At 43.3% G+C, this 15832-nt stretch carries 18 protein-coding genes; 10 read left to right on the top strand and 8 right to left on the bottom strand.

Going from position 1 to position 15832, the window contains the following annotated elements:
* Window positions 1–65: 65 nt before the first annotated feature.
* On the bottom strand, window positions 66–932 hold the full coding sequence (locus VJL_RS16570) for a LysR family transcriptional regulator (protein WP_038879582.1): 867 nt from the start codon (window positions 930–932) through the stop codon (window positions 66–68).
* Window positions 933–1035: 103 nt separating this feature from the next.
* On the opposite strand from VJL_RS16570, the gene VJL_RS16565 reads away from it, so the two are divergent.
* A complete protein-coding gene (locus tag VJL_RS16565; RefSeq protein WP_038879580.1) occupies window positions 1036–1647 on the top strand; it encodes a LysE family translocator in 612 nt (203 codons plus the stop codon).
* Window positions 1648–1755: 108 nt separating this feature from the next.
* Entirely contained in the window at window positions 1756–2106 is a 351-nt protein-coding gene (locus VJL_RS16560) for a rhodanese-like domain-containing protein (RefSeq protein WP_038879577.1), read from the top strand.
* Between the two features lie 80 nt (window positions 2107–2186).
* Here the strand turns inward: VJL_RS16560 and VJL_RS16555 are convergent, their stop codons facing one another.
* The 3 genes from VJL_RS16555 to VJL_RS16545 form a co-directional block, all read right to left on the bottom strand.
* Window positions 2187–3269, bottom strand: coding sequence for an AarF/UbiB family protein (locus VJL_RS16555; protein ID WP_038879574.1), 1083 nt, complete (start codon window positions 3267–3269; stop codon window positions 2187–2189).
* A gap of 128 nt (window positions 3270–3397) precedes the next feature.
* On the bottom strand, window positions 3398–4267 hold the full coding sequence (locus tag VJL_RS16550; protein ID WP_038879571.1) for an SDR family oxidoreductase: 870 nt from the start codon (window positions 4265–4267) through the stop codon (window positions 3398–3400).
* Window positions 4268–4278: 11 nt separating this feature from the next.
* Window positions 4279–4872: a hypothetical protein gene (locus VJL_RS16545; RefSeq protein ID WP_038879569.1), complete on the bottom strand. Its 594-nt coding sequence runs from the start codon at window positions 4870–4872 to the stop codon at window positions 4279–4281.
* A gap of 146 nt (window positions 4873–5018) precedes the next feature.
* On the opposite strand from VJL_RS16545, the gene VJL_RS16540 reads away from it, so the two are divergent.
* The 3 genes from VJL_RS16540 (at window position 5019) to VJL_RS16530 (ending at window position 7192) form a co-directional block, all read left to right on the top strand.
* On the top strand, window positions 5019–5564 hold the full coding sequence (locus VJL_RS16540; RefSeq protein ID WP_038879566.1) for a TetR/AcrR family transcriptional regulator: 546 nt from the start codon (window positions 5019–5021) through the stop codon (window positions 5562–5564).
* A gap of 261 nt (window positions 5565–5825) precedes the next feature.
* Complete coding sequence (locus tag VJL_RS16535; RefSeq protein ID WP_038879563.1) at window positions 5826–6311, top strand: hypothetical protein; 486 nt, start codon at window positions 5826–5828, stop codon at window positions 6309–6311.
* A gap of 167 nt (window positions 6312–6478) precedes the next feature.
* Entirely contained in the window at window positions 6479–7192 is a 714-nt protein-coding gene (locus VJL_RS16530; RefSeq protein WP_050568854.1) for a hypothetical protein, read from the top strand.
* 6 nt (window positions 7193–7198) lie between these two features.
* Here the strand turns inward: VJL_RS16530 and VJL_RS16525 are convergent, their stop codons facing one another.
* The gene (locus VJL_RS16525; RefSeq protein WP_038879560.1) at window positions 7199–8149 is read right to left on the bottom strand and encodes a LysR family transcriptional regulator; all 951 of its coding nucleotides are present in this window, start codon (window positions 8147–8149) and stop codon (window positions 7199–7201) included.
* 189 nt (window positions 8150–8338) lie between these two features.
* Between VJL_RS16525 and VJL_RS16520 the strand changes: the two genes are divergently transcribed.
* The 3 genes from VJL_RS16520 (at window position 8339) to VJL_RS16510 (ending at window position 11880) form a co-directional block, all read left to right on the top strand.
* Window positions 8339–9154, top strand: a complete 816-nt coding sequence (locus VJL_RS16520) for an enoyl-CoA hydratase/isomerase family protein (protein WP_009700909.1) — start codon at window positions 8339–8341, stop codon at window positions 9152–9154.
* Between the two features lie 217 nt (window positions 9155–9371).
* Entirely contained in the window at window positions 9372–9803 is a 432-nt protein-coding gene (locus VJL_RS16515; protein ID WP_038879557.1) for a DUF2000 domain-containing protein, read from the top strand.
* Between the two features lie 340 nt (window positions 9804–10143).
* Window positions 10144–11880, top strand: a complete 1737-nt coding sequence (locus tag VJL_RS16510) for an ABC-F family ATP-binding cassette domain-containing protein (RefSeq protein ID WP_038879554.1) — start codon at window positions 10144–10146, stop codon at window positions 11878–11880.
* Window positions 11881–11977: 97 nt separating this feature from the next.
* Here the strand turns inward: VJL_RS16510 and VJL_RS29665 are convergent, their stop codons facing one another.
* Window positions 11978–12148 carry a hypothetical protein gene (locus VJL_RS29665; protein ID WP_164492041.1) on the bottom strand — a complete coding sequence of 57 codons (171 nt, stop codon included), beginning with the start codon at window positions 12146–12148 and terminating at the stop codon, window positions 11978–11980.
* Between the two features lie 98 nt (window positions 12149–12246).
* Between VJL_RS29665 and VJL_RS16505 the strand changes: the two genes are divergently transcribed.
* Window positions 12247–13122, top strand: a complete 876-nt coding sequence (locus tag VJL_RS16505) for a LysR family transcriptional regulator (protein WP_038879552.1) — start codon at window positions 12247–12249, stop codon at window positions 13120–13122.
* An 86-nt stretch (window positions 13123–13208) separates the two neighbouring features.
* On the opposite strand, the gene VJL_RS16500 is transcribed toward VJL_RS16505, so the two are convergent.
* Together VJL_RS16500 and VJL_RS16495 are read right to left on the bottom strand one after the other, a co-directional pair.
* Window positions 13209–13994, bottom strand: coding sequence for a hypothetical protein (locus VJL_RS16500; RefSeq protein ID WP_038879549.1), 786 nt, complete (start codon window positions 13992–13994; stop codon window positions 13209–13211).
* Window positions 13995–14176: 182 nt separating this feature from the next.
* Window positions 14177–14719, bottom strand: coding sequence for an NADPH-dependent FMN reductase (locus VJL_RS16495; RefSeq protein ID WP_038869100.1), 543 nt, complete (start codon window positions 14717–14719; stop codon window positions 14177–14179).
* Window positions 14720–14867: 148 nt separating this feature from the next.
* On the opposite strand from VJL_RS16495, the gene VJL_RS16490 reads away from it, so the two are divergent.
* Window positions 14868–15818, top strand: coding sequence for a LysR family transcriptional regulator (locus VJL_RS16490; RefSeq protein ID WP_038879546.1), 951 nt, complete (start codon window positions 14868–14870; stop codon window positions 15816–15818).
* Window positions 15819–15832: the final 14 nt, after the last annotated feature.

Below are 15832 nucleotides of genomic sequence, written 5' to 3'. Positions count from 1 at the left end.
TCTATCACTCTTCCCTCTTCAAAGGTCAGTTCGCAAGCGCTGACCTTTTATTTTCAAAAAAATGCTTAGTTATTGGGCACACACTCCGCCATTTGGTTTTGCAGCCAATGGACAAATTTTTGTTCCAGTTCAGAACGTGCTTTGTCTTGAGTCAATAAGACATAATCATGCCCTGACGGCACAAAACCAAATGGCGCGACAAGGTTGCCACGTTTGAGATCATCCATCACCAAAGGATAAGAGCCCATCGCCGCACCTAAACCGTCGACTGCAGCTTGAATGCAGAAATAGAAGTGTGCAAAAGACTGTTCTGCTTTGCTATTCATCGACGCATCACCAGAGCGCTGCATCCATTCTTGCCAAGCTTCGGGTCTGGTTTGGCTGTGTAATAGCTTCACGGAGTTCAAATCACCTTTCACTTGCTGCCAGTAGTCAGGTGAAAACACTGGACCTACCCACTCTTCCACCAACTTGGTTTTTGGGTAGTGATACAAAGGCTCAAAGTCATCTCGACGAATCGCCATAGCAAGCCCCGTCGAGCCAAGCGTTACAGGTCCTCCCGCAGTCGAAAGACGAACATCTGCGTCACAACCATCATTAAACGCGGAAAGCCTCGGCATCAACCAACGCATGGTTAACGTTGGCTCACAAGAGACTTCAAGGTATTGATGCTTTTCCTGCACCAGCTTGTTCACGCCAGTCTCCAACGCTTGGAATGCTTGCTCGGTATAGCTTTTCAGCATTTCCCCCTCTTTAGTGAGCAGCATATTGCGCCCTTGTTTGTAGAACAGAGGTTGAGCCAGATAGGTCTCCAACACTTTGATCTGCTTACTCACTGCGCCATGCGTAATACTGAGCTTATTTGCTGCTTCACTAAAACTCGCAGACGATGCCGCGACATGGAAAACATGGAAGGATTTAAGATGCCTCATCTGTGACTTTTTCTCACACTTAGCGGAATTTGTTTCGATTATAGTCTCCGAACTCTCGACCTACAATTGCCCCATTCATAACAACGAAGAAATAGGAAACACCATGGAGCTTTTCAGTCTTGCCTTATTAGGCATACTCATCGTTATTAGTCCCGGAGCCGATTTTGTATTGGTTCTTAGAAACAGCCTCAACAGGGGCAGACAAGCCGGAATTTGGAGCGCCGTGGGCATCAGTCTTGCGATTTCGGTGCACATTACCTATTCATTGCTTGGCATCAGTTACTTAATTTCACAGAACGAATGGTTGTTCAGCTTGATTCGCTACTTAGGTGCGGCTTATCTGATCTATCTCGGATTGAAAGGGATTTTTGGGGCTGATTCTCAACAGAAGATAGAGGGGGAAACACAAGAAAGCATCTCCATTTGGCAGTTCTTTTTCCAAGGCTTTTTGTGCAATGTACTTAACCCAAAAACCATGTTGTTCTTCTTGAGTATCTTTAGCCAAGTCATCGATCCGAATACAGAATCGCAACACCTAGCTTTGGGTTACGGTGTCTACATGATTGCGCTGCACGGGATTTGGTTTTCTATGGTTGCCATCTTGTTTACCTCACCGCGATTACAGAGCTTATTACTGCGCATGAAACATAGGTTGAATCAAGCTTGTGGCGCTGGCTTACTGGTGTTTGGTACCATGTTAGGATTGAAGTCATAACACGCTGAATTACGACATTTCGACCAATGCCACATCGAAGTTTGATAATCACACGTATAATTCTCGTCAATACTGTTTAGGGTAATTGACCTTGAGGAAAGGAACTCAATGAAAAAACTACTACCGATTGTATTCACTTGTTTAAGCTTAGCTTTCACCGCGCCATCGGTATTGGCTTCTGAACGTGCAGAGCAGGGTTGGCAATGGATTGAGCAAGGCGCAATGGTTGTCGATGTGCGCACACCACAAGAGTTTGCCGATGATCACTTGGACAATGCGATTAACTTTCCGCTTTCTGAGTTGGATAAACACTTTGCTAATGTCGATAAAGATACGCAAATCGTGCTCTACTGCCGCAGTGGTAATCGCTCAGGGCAAGCGTATCAGTACCTACAATCGCAAGGATTTACCAACCTTCATAACGCAGGTGGCTTGATTGAGATGCAACAAGCGAAGTAATGCCACTTAGCACCTGCCTAGACTATGGAATGGAAAAGCACACCTCTCGTGTGCTTTTTTTGTTTTCTCGACGCCGAAAACTAAAGTTGGTACTGCAGCACCAATTCGTGTTTCTCTTGGTAGGTTTGAATCAGTTCGGCTTTACTCTTAGCGGCATTTTGATAAAACAACGCACCACCTTCAACCAACAAACCATAATGTTGCTGCAGCATATCTAAAACAAACTGCACACGTTTAATTGTGGTTGGCGTGCAACTTTTACCATCCAAATCATCTTCAATATCGAGCACATGCGAACGAAACATCTCAAGCGTAAAAAGATGTTCCAACTCAGCATCAGACTTTAGCGCTGTTTGTATCTTTTCCATAGACGTTTGCACTCGCTCTACGATTTCTGGCACGGCATCGTTTTGAACTAAGCAGTCCCGCTTGTATTCAAGCATCTTAAAGCCTTGTTGTTTCACGTTTTTGAATAGCTGCATTGCCTCTTTTCGGGAATAATCTTGCTCCAATAACCAACCAGAGAGGAAGCGTGTTTCAAACCGCTCACAAGCATCAAACATAGGGTCATGCATACCATTGCTGTTGAACTCTCTTAACGGGTCAAACCGATACATATAACCAAAATCGAACAACTTTAGCTGACCTTGTTTATCCACCAGCAAGTTCCCTGAACACAAATCCCACTCAAACAACCCACTTCGCTCACAGACAAATAGAGTCGAGAATAACTGCCTTAGTAAGTCCTCAGTTAGGGCTTGAATTGGCGAACCTTCAATCCAATCTGAAACAATGATTCCTAAACGATAATCAGCATAAACAGTCTCAACAATGTGTTTAAAATCCTCAGTTAAATTCGGATTGTCTTTTTGAGTTTGAAAATCAAGACGGCGTTGAACTTCATTCAGAAAGGAGTACTGACCATCAGGGTTTTGCACTTTCGCCTGTGGGCGTTTTTTCTTGAGCGTATAGTCTCGTCCGCCGACACGAATATGAAATACCTGCGCCGTCAAACCACTTTCAAACGTTTCGACAACATACTCTGAGTTCGCTGTCGTAAACGCCAAGATTTCTGGTGGCAATGGACATTGATCCACATTGCCGACAATTAAGTTTTGATCACTTAAGTCAAATACTTGCTGCTGTAATTGGCGTTGGTTCATGAAGTGCTCCCTGCTAACGATTCAGACATTGTTTACTTTATCGACAATGAAGCACATGACCTCCCCCTTTCTAACCAAAGTCATGGTTGAGTACTTGGGTGGAGTCCCGTTTAAATCGATGAATTGATTCAGATGTTGTCTTCTTCAGAGAGCTTGCGAAAGTAGTCTTCCAGTCGATGATGACCATAAGTCGGTGCGATATTGTCACCGCCTAACATGGTCAGGAAGAACTCAGCAGAACCGCCCCATTTCTCCGGCAAGTGACGTACTATCAATAACCCTGCTGCGCGCAGGAAGTCTGGTAGGTGCGTATTTTTCTCCACTTTGTTTTGAGATTTGAACGCGAGCCAAGCAATATTATTGACTGACAAAACATCTGGACCACCGACATCTAATTCTGTGTCATTTCGTTCAATCGCTTCTAAGCAAAATCTCGCCAAGTCTTTTCCGTGAATGGGGTTAAGCAAGTTTTCACCATCGCCAAAAGTAAACACTCGACCCGACTTCGCCATGTTGTACACCTCGGTAATATCAGAGAAAAAGCCGTTCGGGCGAATCACACAAGGGGTTAATTTTGTTGATTTTAGAAGCCGGCTCGCAAAGCGCTCTTTCGCCTCTAGCAGACGAACTTGAGGATATTTCTGAGCATTAAACGCAGAGATGTAGATGAATTTACCGACACCAGCTCGCTCTGCTTCTTCAAGCAAGTTCAAATTTGCTTGGTAGTCGACATCCAAATAACCTAATCCATCTTGCTGACGAGTAATGCCCAAGCATGAGATAACAACGTCCACACCTTCGCAAACGCCTTTAAGCTCATCGGGCTGAGTTACTTGAACTTCTATTACCTGCGACTCTTGTAGACCCATCGCAAGGAGCTTGGTTTTGTTTCTTGCCAACGCTTTAAATTCGGCTTGCTGCTCCATCAGGGATTCAACAATATTCGAGCCTAAGTACCCCGTTGAGCCCGCAATTAAAATTCGAGGGTGCGTTTTCATAATATGATGTCCTATTCTTGTTCTGGTCGGTATGGTTCTTCACGCAATACGTGGCTCACCAATAACTTTAGGTAGAACAGTGGTAAAAACCATTCCAAACCTTGTGGTGCTTGTGCCCAGTAAATCGAAATAATCACACTCAGAGAATACAGAGTTAGCGCCACAGGGCGTTGTAAATACAACGGTGTTTTCATGACTAGGCTACATGCCAGAACCATGTAACCACCGATCACAACAATCCACATGATATCGAAGTTCAAGAACGCCCAGCTGTAGAGAGAAAGCTGCACGAAATGAGTCAGAATAAAGCTCATGTGCTGCTTAAAGCCTTGCCCTTCACGATGAAACCAGCGCTTTGCCGTAGACGTCGCATTGGTAATAATGCCGCCGATAATATCCACTGTGAGCAAACCCGCGATGACATATTGAGTCGCAGACCAACCTAGTTGTGCAAAGTACGCATAAACCACCATGAAAAAGCCAGCAGCATAAGGCACATACAGCTGCAAATTCTTTTCTGCTTTCGTTGCGCCCGGGCCAATCAGCTTGTCAACTCCACCCCAGAAACCCGCTCTTGCTTGAGGAACACTCCAATCAATTTTCATACTAAAACCTTATTTCGACCATCCGGTCTTTTTAAATTAGTACGCTTTGAGCACCAGGTAAAGATCTTTTTTGTCCAGTTGGTCTAAATAAAAGATCTTGTGTTATACTGCGAGGCATTGCGGTAACAAAAACTGAGAAGAAAACCATGCCGAAGATCGTCGATCATGAAAGCAGACGTAGAGAAATTGCCTTAAAAGCAACCGAAGTGTTCCTTGAGTTCGGTTACAAAAATATTGGTATGAGACAGCTGTGCGAACAGTTAGGAATGAGCAAAAGTGCAGTTTATCACTATTACAAAAGTAAGGATGAACTGTTCAAAGCCGCAACAGAGGCCATCGTCAACTTTGACGCAGAAGTGCTCGCAGACAGACCAAACTCAAGTGAAGCGAGTACAGAGCAACAAGTCGAAAACTTCGTATTGATCTTCCAACAAATGGCTCCGCGTTTCTTCCAAGAGATGAAGCTTGTCTCTGATTACATTGATGTGATTGGACAAGAAAACATTGCCACCGACCCATGCATGTTGCTTGCGAATCAAAAGTACATAACGATGCTAGAAAACTACGTTTCAGCGAAGCACAAAGAATCGCTTTATACCCTAATACTAGGGCTGCTGAACCATCAGTTGATGTTGGGTAAAGCGCTAGAAGTGGCTTATGTTATTGAGCAGGTCGAACGTATCTTACACTAGCTCTCTGGCAAGAGTATTCCTTGATACATTTTGATTATCATGTGCCTAGCTTAACACTTCCGTCCAGCACTAGAAACTGCCCGCCCCCCCTCTCCTACATTAATAACCCAAGGTTATGACTTGAATAACAACTGGTGCTTAGATAAGCGCCAGTTGATTCGATATATTTTCCCCATCGAATAGTGTCACGCTCTCCCACAGACTTACGGATCAGACTAGCGCGAGAACGGTCATGTAAACCTTATTCCAGAGGAAAAACTGATGAAAAAATATATCGCAATTGCTATCTCTTCCGCTCTGCTCATGGGGTGCTCCTCTTCGGGCTCGTCAGGAGGAAACTCGCCAGAAGCTAGCATCCCAGATAATGAATTACCCATCGTTGATGGCGAATGGGGAATAATGCCACCACCAGATAACGATCTACCTATCGTAGATGGTGGCTGGGACAACCCTATCTGCATTCAATGTGACAACCCAAATGTAAAGTGGGAAGTCCAAGTTGTAGCTGATAACTATGTCATCATCAGTGAAATCAATGGTGAAGCCATGTATCAAATTAGCTATGTCGAAGGCAGCGAACGTAATTCAGTCCAGATTCAAGGCCCTGATGGCAACATTATTCAAGTACCCGATGTGAAATGGGGTAATGGTGCGGCAGCCGTTCCAATGAGAGATAAAGTACGATCTCTGAGTAAAGAACAACGTCAGAATATACGCCAAGCGATTAAAACTCGCCGTAATGGGTAAAGTTGATTATTGAGCAGTTCAGCGGATACATGGACAGTGTTCTCCGATCTAATCCATGTCGCTTGTGAATTAGCTAGAAGAGCGTCGCATATTCAGATTTGTTGCTGGTAAATACGCCTCACTTCATCTACCAATAGAGTTTTATAAATTCTTAAGGAAGGGTGATTATGAGATGTATTGTCGTTCTTTTGGCTCTGTTTTCATTTTTCTCTAACTCTGCAACAAAAGAGTCTTTCATTGATAAAGGACAGTTTAAGTATGTGCTTTATTCTGGCGTAGATGATTCCATTGTCGAACATATTAATCATCAACTTACGAGTAAAACTCCTCAGCTGATTACTGATTTTAAAGTAAAAGAAATGCCACCGATTACGGTAAGGATTTGGAAAGACCGAAACCAATATTTAGCCTATCAAAAACACCTTTTAGGTCAGAGTTACCCTTGGTCTACGGGCTATATAAGCGAGAATGAAATATTACTCCGCGATACAGGTTCCCAAAGTACAATGGACACCGCATACCATGAATATGTACATCTAGTAACGACTGCAATAAACCCTAATATTATCAACAATCCAAGATGGCTCTGGGAAGCGATCGCTTGTTATGAAGCCGAAAAAGAATATGGCTGGCGTAAACCATCAACAAAAGAGGAATTTAGACAATACGCAAAAATTCTTAAAGAAGGTAACGGTTGGGATAGCCAAGGAGCCGTGTACCGTATCGGTTATAGCATTGGTGAGTTTATCCAGCAAAGTTATGGTTCGGATGGGTTAATCACCCTTATTCAAACCAATGGTGACATCTCTAAAGTGACCGATAAACCGCTGGAACAAGTGTTTGATGAGTGGATTGAGTTTACCGAGAATAAGTACTACTAATGCTCTCTACTTCCCTCGCCCGTACATCTTGTCGAAGTTTGGGATGTTCTTCTCCCAAATGGGCGTCTCTTCTCCCACAATGGATTTGAGTGTGTCGATAAATAACTTAGTTTTGATCGGCGCATCACGGTGTGGATAGACTGCATAGAAGGTGCCGAAATCATCAATGTTCAAGTGCGTCATGATTGGCACTAGCTTGCCTTGCTTGATTTCGTCTTGAACCATTTGTGCAGTCACCACAGCAAGGGTATTTCCTCCTGCTGCGCTTCTTGCCAACATTTCCACATCATTCACTTTATAAGCGACATTAAGCTGAAAGTGCTGTTGTTTGCCTTGGTCATCGTGATAGCCGAATTTATCGAATAACAGACCTGGGGCGGCGTAAATAGTGGCGGGTAAAGATTCCAATTTCTCTAAACTGTTCACCTCACCATGCTTTTCTAAAAACGCTGGGGCGGCAACAATCAACAGGCGACTTCGCGCAATCTTTCGAGTAATCAAGCTCGAGTTTTTAGGTCGTCCGATGCGGAAGCCAATATCAAACCCCTCTTGCACCATATCAACCATGCGATCTTCTAAGCGCAGTTCAAACTCCACATCTGGGTATTGTTGTTGAAACACCGAAATCGCATCTTGAACATATTGACGTCCGAACATGGTCGAACTGGTAATGCGCAAGACACCACGAGGCTCTTCGTGATAATTCTGCGCCAAACGGTGAGTATCACTGAGAAGTGACCGAAGAGATTTGGCTTGGTTGACCATTTCATTCCCAGCAGCCGTTAACGATAAAGAGCGCGTGGTTCGGTTGAGCAATCGAACGCCCAACTCCTCTTCCAGACGGCTGATCTGTTTTGAGATCACCGAACGATCCACATTCTTCTGTTCTGATACCTTGGTGAACGAGCCAAGCTCGACCACTTCAAGTAACAGCAATAAACGACTAGAGAAATCCATAACGCCTTACCTAAAAAACCATTGTTGCTATTAAAGCACCAATTATGTGCCATTTAGCTTATTTTTCTCATCTTATAACAAATCTATAGTAGCTGTACACAACGGGAGAGAGACAAACCTCCTCAATACCAAACCAATAAATTCGCGTTACTGAGGTCTGCTGATCTTACTAACGCTGAGGAAACAGTTATGAAAACTCTATCAATCACACAACAAAACGGCATCGCTACTGTTGAAATCAACAACCCACCGGTGAACGTACTGACGATCGATTTGATTAATGAAATCAACGAATTTGTCCTATCACTTAAAGATGACCGCGATACGAAAGTGGTGGTCTTCAAATCGCTTCATGAGTCTTTCTTCTTGGCGCATTTAGATTTGAACGTTATTAACGGCACACAAGGTGGTCAGGCAGCATCAATTGAATTCAATCACATGATTGCCAATATCAAAGCGATGAAACAAGTATCGGTTGCTGTGGTTGATGGTGTGGCTCGTGGCGGCGGTAATGAGTTTGTGATGGCGTGTGACTTGGCTTACGGCACTGAAAACGCAGCATTTGCTCAGCCAGAGATTCACGTCAACATCCCAACGGGTGGTCAAGGTGCGGTACAATTCGCTCGTCGCATGGGCAAAAACAAAGCGCTTCAAGCACTGCTACTTGGTAACGACTTTACGGCACAACAAGCAGAGCAGTTAAACATCATTACTCAGTTTGTTCCTAAAGCAGAGTTAGATGGGTTCTTAGCGGCAACATTGGGCGTGATTAGCCAACTAGAAGTGCGTGACATTGTAATGTACAAAGAGATCATCGCAACCTCTATCAAAGATGAAGACGCAGGTGCAGAGCTAGAATTGCGTTACTTCTTAGAGCGCGCAAAAGAGCAAAAAACCGCAGCAATCATCGACGCGTTCCTAAAACACGGTGGTCAAACAGAGCGTGAAGCGAAAGACATCCAAGGCATCTTTGTGGATACCGCGGCTGAGCTAAACAAACAATAGAGCTTGGTTCGCCATAGACCTAAGGCACCGACAATCCGTTGGTGCCTTGTCTATTTGCAAACTCTGAGGAATCTTATTGCATGAAAAACGATTACATCGGTCGTTTATTGCAAATTTAACTTTTCGAAAGCAATGTTAGAAACAAAATTGCGCGTGCGAGGAAATACAATGGAGGCAGTTAAACAATAGCCAGATCATTAGAGAAACGAGGTCCTCCATGAATCAACTTCCCGACGAAAACCAAAAACGATTTGTTGCCGTAATCAGTAAAAAAGTCGAAGTGGGACGCGCCGTTAACGTATTAGGACATTTGAGCGTAAGCCTTGCGAATCAACTTTCTGATGGCGACGCAGTCTACACCGACTATCACGACCTTGATGGTAGTCTTCATCCAAATATCTCCCACTATCCGTTTATCGTCTTGAGAGCGGACAACTCCAACAAAATCAGAAAGCTTCGCCAAGAAGCACTCGACAGAAGCATCCCCTTCTCCGACTTTACTCACACCATGGTAGAAGGCGGCTCTGAAATACAACAGCAAACCACCAAAAACACACCAGAAGCCGAGTTAGAATACTTGGGTATTTGCTTGTTCGGCGAGACTGAAACACTTCGAGAATTGACCAAGAAGTTCAGCTTATATCGTTAAAAGCGCGTGATACATTGGTGATCCTCTCATCATTTTTTCATCAAGCTATCTGTACATTGCCACTTTTAGGGTTAGAATCTAGCGCATCTATCAACCAAAAGTGGCAACACTTACAACGAAATTAAGGAGGAATTTATGTCTTTGTGGTGTTCAATCAACCCACGTTTTTATGGCATGAAGGACCGCTCAAGAGTTTCAGATTTCGCGCTGCGATAATCTCGACTTGAGCGAATAATTACCTTTCGACGAAAACACGTCACCCGAGTACTTTCCCTCAAGCTCGAAGAATTATTGTCAGCTATGACAATGGCGTCTTACGCCCAAAATTCTTGAGAACACTATGAGTACTTTCTTAACTGCACAATCATTAACCCTTTCTCACACAGCAACACCAATCTTCAAAGATCTAACGTTTACGATTCATCGTGGTGACAAAATTGGTCTTATCGGTCATAACGGCTGTGGTAAAAGCTCCCTACTCAAACTGCTTAGCGGTCAATTTAAACCAAACCAAGGCACGGTTGCCAAAGCCAGTTCATGTTTGATGCGTTATGTTGAGCAGCATTTACCTAAGTCTTTAAGTACACATTCCGTATTGGACGCGTTAGCAGAATCCTTATCAGAGGATGAGATTTGGCGCGCCGAACTCTTATTGGATGAACTCGGATTTTCAACCACAGAACGACACATGCCGGTTGAAAATTGCAGTGGTGGTCAGCAAATGCGACTCCTGCTTGCTCGTGCGATTATCCATCAACCTGACTTACTGCTTCTGGATGAACCAAGCAACCACTTGGACTTGCCATCGCTCCTTTGGTTAGAGCAATTCTTATCAAACTGGAAAGGCTCATTCGTATTGGTATCTCACGATCAAACCTTACTCGATCGCGTCACCAACACCACTTGGGTCATGCGAGATCGCTCTCTGCATCATTTCTCTCTGCCTTGTTCTCAAGCAAGACAAGCATTGAAAGAGAAAGATGAAACCGATCAACTTCGCCATGCCAGCGAGCAGAAAGAGATCGACCGAATCGAGAAAAGCGCCAAGCGTTTAGCCACTTGGGGCAAAGTCTACGACAACGAGGATCTTGCTCGAAAAGCCAAGACGATGTTTGCGCGCAAAGAACGTTTGGAGGAAGAACAAACCGAACTGACAGAAGGCACACCGTGGGCGCTACAACTTCAAGGTGAGTCAATGCCAGCAAATCGACTGTTAGAGGTTCTGCCTTTCTCAGTAACGCCGCCAAACAGTAATTATCACTTGTTTGATATGGCAGAAATGCGCGTGAAAAGTGGCGACCGAATTGCCGTTCTAGGCAGTAATGGTTGCGGTAAATCGACTTTGTTGAATCTGCTTTATCGTCAGTATGAAGCCAATCAAACCGACCTAGGCAACCAACATGAGAGTGTAACTTTCCACGATCGCTGTCGCATGGGTTACTACGATCAATCCCTAAAGCAACTCGACGATCATCAATCCATCACAGATGCGTTGCAGTCGTTTGCCAGCATCAGCAGTGAACAGGCAAAACGTTCGCTAATTGGTGCAGGATTCGAGTACGCAAGACACGAGCAGAAAGTCGTCAGTCTAAGTGGTGGGGAACGAGCAAGGCTGCTGTTTGTTGGCTTAACCCTCGCTCGTTATCACATGTTGTTTTTAGATGAACCGACCAACCATTTGGATATGGAAGGCAAAGAAGAGCTGATTGAAACTCTGCAAAACTTCGAAGGTGCCGCCCTATTGGTGAGTCATGACCGAAGCCTGATAGAACAAAGCTGTAATCGATTCTGGTTTATTGAAAATGGCTTACTGACGGAGTATTTAAGCGCGGAAGAGGTGTATCAACGCGTAACTGATACTGCTCCCAAATCTGCCATATCGCATCATTGCAATGAAGTAATATCGATGGAAACAAACACCGCGCCTGATGAGCAATCCGAAGAGCAAATGCTGGAAAGACTGTTGGAGCTAGAAAGCTTGCTGGAAGCTGATTTAGGGCGGAAACCCAAACATCAAAAACCAGCGATGCAAAAGCAATGGCAGCAAGAGATAGAGGAAATTACGGCGCAGCTATAAAAACAAAAGGCACCATTAATTGGTGCCTTTCTTCTATTTTCTATTTTCTATTTTCTATTTTCTATTTTCTATTTTCTATTTTCTAAGAAGGATCTTATTAGTCTTTTTCGAACGTCGCTACGGTCTTAATCACGCCAGACATCATTTCGTTAGCGTCTGATTTCTTAGCCGAACTTTGCATGGTTTGAGTATTTTGACGCAAGCGTTCACGCAATGCTTCTAGTTCCTTTTGTGTATCCGATAATTCCGCAGATTGGTGGTTACTCATCTTATTCTCTACTTGTACTTAACGATTAATGGAGCGATTGTCATCTAAACTTTTTATAAGATATAGTTAGATACCATCTAAAAATTAGATACATCGTTATGTTCAACCTTCAACAACTTGAAACGTTAGTCATGTGCGTGGAGTGTGGTTCGTTTTCTGCGGCGGCAAGAAAACTTGGTAAAGCACAGTCTGCGGTCAGTACTACGATTTCAAACTTGGAAATCGACACAGGACTGACCATCTTTGATCGTACTTCTCGATTGCCTACCTTAACGGCACAAGGCGAGCGACTGCATGCTCAAGCCATCTCCTTGTTAGAGCATGCACAACACATACAAAATATTCTGCAAACGTTCAATGTAGGAGTAGAAGATAGGATCTCGATAGGAATTAATGCGCTTTTACTAACACCGCAGTTTTTTGGCGTCATTGATGAGTTTTATCAGCAATTTCCGCACACCGAGCTCAATCTCAATGTCTTGAAAAACAATGACATTGCTGATGCTGTCGCGAGTAATGAAGTGGATATCGGTTTTATGCTGTGGAGCAGTACACAGCCTAAGAACGTGATTCTAGGTTCGATTGGCTATGTGCCGTTTTCTATCGCTGTACATCAGTCACACCCGTTATTGGCTGAGGAATCCGTTTCTTTTGAAGCGCTTAAGGCGTATCGGCAAATCGTATTAAAAGACCACCCTGCTCACTACAACGCAAACTTATCTAATTCACTAACCAAAGTGAATGATTTAGAAAGCCTAGTAGAGTTGATTAAACTGAATAATAACTGGAGCTTGATACCTGACCACCTGTTTCAAAAGCACTTAGATATCGTTCCCCTTAAGCTACAAGGGGAAGAAAAAGATTGGCTTTTACAAATTGACCGTGTGACAGGCAAAGCAAAAGAATTAGGTCCTGTTATGCAGTGGCTTACAGAGCGTTGTTTGGATTTCTATCCTAGCGTACAGCCCAAGTAACAACATTAGTGATAAAAAGAGAATATCCATAACTAGATATTTACTTCAATAATCACTTTAAAATCGTTACCAATAAAAACTAGTAATTAAAATTGATAGTTGTATTCAATACGATGATCACCATCATTAAAATCAACGTTTTCATTCCAGTTTGCATAATAACGAATATTCGATCTTTTATTTAATTGATAAGAGAGCGTAAACTCATGGGTTAGAATATCCTTCTCTTCTGCATAATAATTATCTTTATACTCACTCGAACCAGATAATGTATGCATGTACATTGGGTTATAATTAATCCAGATTTTATCTGTGATGTCGATTTTAGAGTACATGCCAACCACCATAAACGTGCCCGGAATTTCGTAACCATTATCTTCTCCGCTATAATCGTTCGCGACAGTCACGCCGACACCACCTAGAGGAAAAAGCTGCACTATGCCAAACTTGGGAAGCGATTGAACATAACTGTAAGAAGCGTCAAGTCTGTCGTTATCAACGTCATAATTGATATCAATTTGGCGGCCTCGACCTGTTGTTAAGTCAGATTGAAAGTTACGAAGACGAAGTGAGTCAATGCTATCGTCTACACTTTTGTAGAGTGGTTCATCGTTGTCTCTTATACCTAATAAGTCACCACCGATCCCCTTCACTTCAATAACATTCATAGCAAGCGTATTTGGCTTATTTGAATCATAGGCTTGGCCGACTTTAATATTAATGCCTTTATCACTGATGCCAAAACCAGCTTGTGTATATACCGCAAGTGGATCAGACATATCTTGCAGTTTTTCATCTTTATTTTCTTGAGAGACAGCAGGAAGAGAGGCAAAAACACTTAGCAATAATATGGGATATTTAATAGTACTCATAATATAAACCTTTATATTATTTTTATATTCACAGACAACAAAACACAACTTACTATAAATTTACAGTAAGATTTAATTTCGCAATTAAAAAGCAATAATTGTAAGGAATGACCTAGTTGTTATTAAAAATTAACTAGCAACTAGGTTAGTGATTTAATAGTTTGTATAGAAATATAATCAAACTAATTAATAGCATGTTCGAAAGAGGCCATTAGCTCACTCAATTCCGCCGAGGTCGCTGTATCAAATTCACCCTCTTGGAACTTGTCGTAGAAACCGCCCAAGCTGTAAGTGCCTTTTACATCACCGCCCCACCAAGGCATCAACTCAGCCATGGTTTTGATATTTGTCGCGCCGCCGTTTGCACCTGGAGATGTGCTCACTAGCAGAACTGGTTTCTTAGTGTCGCCAAAGAAAGACGTACCTTGAGGCGCAACGCGTGATAGCCAATCGATCGCATTTTTCAGGAATGCTGGCATTGAGCCGTTGTGCTCTGGTGATGCAATGATGATCGCATCGTATTCGTTTAACGTCGCACGCAGTTTGTGTGCGTTTTCTGGGATGCCCTGACCTTCAACGTCCAAACCGTACATTGGCAATTCAAAGTCGTTTAGGTCAATCGTGTTTACTTCTGTTTGGGTAGCTTGGTTTGCTAATGCTTGAACCAATAGACTGTGGATTGAGTGACTGTTGTTGCTACCAGTAAATGCGACGATCTTTTTCATAGTGGAATCCTAGTTACACTTGCCCCTACTCAGCGGGCACTCATTGAATGAGGTGATATTAATTAACTCCAAACAGTGAATAAACTCTATAATAGTGTCTATATAGTTCACCAATAGTGAACAATAATAAGTTCAAGGTAGCAATTACATGGATAAGATCAGAGCATTAACCGTATTTCGTCGAGTCGTGGAGCTAGGCAGCTTCGTCGCAGCTGCAGAAGATTTAAACCTCTCAAAAGCCGCAATAAGTAAGAACATCAATGAATTAGAGAGCTATTTGAAAAGCCCTTTGATTAACCGCACTACCCGCAATTTACACATTACCGATAATGGTCAGCTCTATTATCAGCAAGTGTGTCAGGTTCTCGATGCACTCAACAATGCCGATCGTTCAGTGATTGAGTCTTCGCACACATTAAAGGGCACGCTAAAAGTCAGCATGCCGATGTCATTAGGGTTGATTGAACTAAACCCTATCATTTGCGAGTTTATGAAGCTGCATCCAGAACTTTCCATAGAGGCAATCATGAGCGACGAGCACCTCGATTTGATTGAACAAGGGGTTGATATCGCCATTCGTGGTGGAGAAGAGCTTGGAAATTCAACTTTACGTTCGAGAAAGCTGTTAGACATTCGGCGTGTGCTTTGTGCCTCTCCTAATTACTTGGAAGCATCTGCGCCCTTCCTCTCGCCTAGTGATGTGGTAAATCATCGCCTACTGAGTTACAGCCTGTCATCGGCATCACGTCGTTGGACTTTTAATAACGGCAATCAGATTTTAGATGTTGCGATTCCGCCTTGTGTTTATATGGTCAACAGTGGTCTTGCGCTTACCCAAGCGGCATGCGCCGGACTCGGTGTCGCATTACTACCAGATTTCTTTGTCGAGCCTCAGTTAGCTTCAGGTGAATTGATCGAGATTACCCCTGAGTGGCAGATGGAAAAGCACGCGCTGTACATCGTTTACCCTTACCACAAAGAGCAATCGCAAAAATTACGAGCCTTTATTGATTATGTGGTGGAGAGCTTCCAAGCGCGATTCAACCGTCAGTCAGATCCGCAGCAGATGTACTCTTCGATTATCAAGCTAGGGTCTTGAGCAAAATATTTAGC

Origin of the sequence: Vibrio jasicida CAIM 1864 = LMG 25398, assembly GCF_000400365.1 — a bacterium.
GTDB classification, from domain to species: Bacteria; Pseudomonadota; Gammaproteobacteria; order Enterobacterales; family Vibrionaceae; genus Vibrio; species Vibrio jasicida.
This window is presented reverse-complemented; position numbering and strand designations above follow the sequence as displayed.

Coding starts and splice junctions, on each gene's coding strand:
- VJL_RS16515 (WP_038879557.1), top strand. CDS start 9,372: ATGAATCAACTTCCCGACGAAAACCAAAAACGATTTGTTGCCGTAATC.
- VJL_RS16490 (WP_038879546.1), top strand. CDS start 14,868: ATGGATAAGATCAGAGCATTAACCGTATTTCGTCGAGTCGTGGAGCTA.
- VJL_RS16530 (WP_050568854.1), top strand. CDS start 6,479: ATGAGATGTATTGTCGTTCTTTTGGCTCTGTTTTCATTTTTCTCTAAC.
- VJL_RS16570 (WP_038879582.1), bottom strand. CDS start 932: ATGAGGCATCTTAAATCCTTCCATGTTTTCCATGTCGCGGCATCGTCT.
- VJL_RS16500 (WP_038879549.1), bottom strand. CDS start 13,994: ATGAGTACTATTAAATATCCCATATTATTGCTAAGTGTTTTTGCCTCT.
- VJL_RS16555 (WP_038879574.1), bottom strand. CDS start 3,269: ATGAACCAACGCCAATTACAGCAGCAAGTATTTGACTTAAGTGATCAA.
- VJL_RS29665 (WP_164492041.1), bottom strand. CDS start 12,148: ATGAGTAACCACCAATCTGCGGAATTATCGGATACACAAAAGGAACTA.
- VJL_RS16510 (WP_038879554.1), top strand. CDS start 10,144: ATGAGTACTTTCTTAACTGCACAATCATTAACCCTTTCTCACACAGCA.
- VJL_RS16520 (WP_009700909.1), top strand. CDS start 8,339: ATGAAAACTCTATCAATCACACAACAAAACGGCATCGCTACTGTTGAA.
- VJL_RS16505 (WP_038879552.1), top strand. CDS start 12,247: ATGTTCAACCTTCAACAACTTGAAACGTTAGTCATGTGCGTGGAGTGT.
- VJL_RS16550 (WP_038879571.1), bottom strand. CDS start 4,267: ATGAAAACGCACCCTCGAATTTTAATTGCGGGCTCAACGGGGTACTTA.
- VJL_RS16495 (WP_038869100.1), bottom strand. CDS start 14,719: ATGAAAAAGATCGTCGCATTTACTGGTAGCAACAACAGTCACTCAATC.
- VJL_RS16525 (WP_038879560.1), bottom strand. CDS start 8,149: ATGGATTTCTCTAGTCGTTTATTGCTGTTACTTGAAGTGGTCGAGCTT.
- VJL_RS16545 (WP_038879569.1), bottom strand. CDS start 4,872: ATGAAAATTGATTGGAGTGTTCCTCAAGCAAGAGCGGGTTTCTGGGGT.
- VJL_RS16540 (WP_038879566.1), top strand. CDS start 5,019: ATGCCGAAGATCGTCGATCATGAAAGCAGACGTAGAGAAATTGCCTTA.
- VJL_RS16560 (WP_038879577.1), top strand. CDS start 1,756: ATGAAAAAACTACTACCGATTGTATTCACTTGTTTAAGCTTAGCTTTC.
- VJL_RS16565 (WP_038879580.1), top strand. CDS start 1,036: ATGGAGCTTTTCAGTCTTGCCTTATTAGGCATACTCATCGTTATTAGT.
- VJL_RS16535 (WP_038879563.1), top strand. CDS start 5,826: ATGAAAAAATATATCGCAATTGCTATCTCTTCCGCTCTGCTCATGGGG.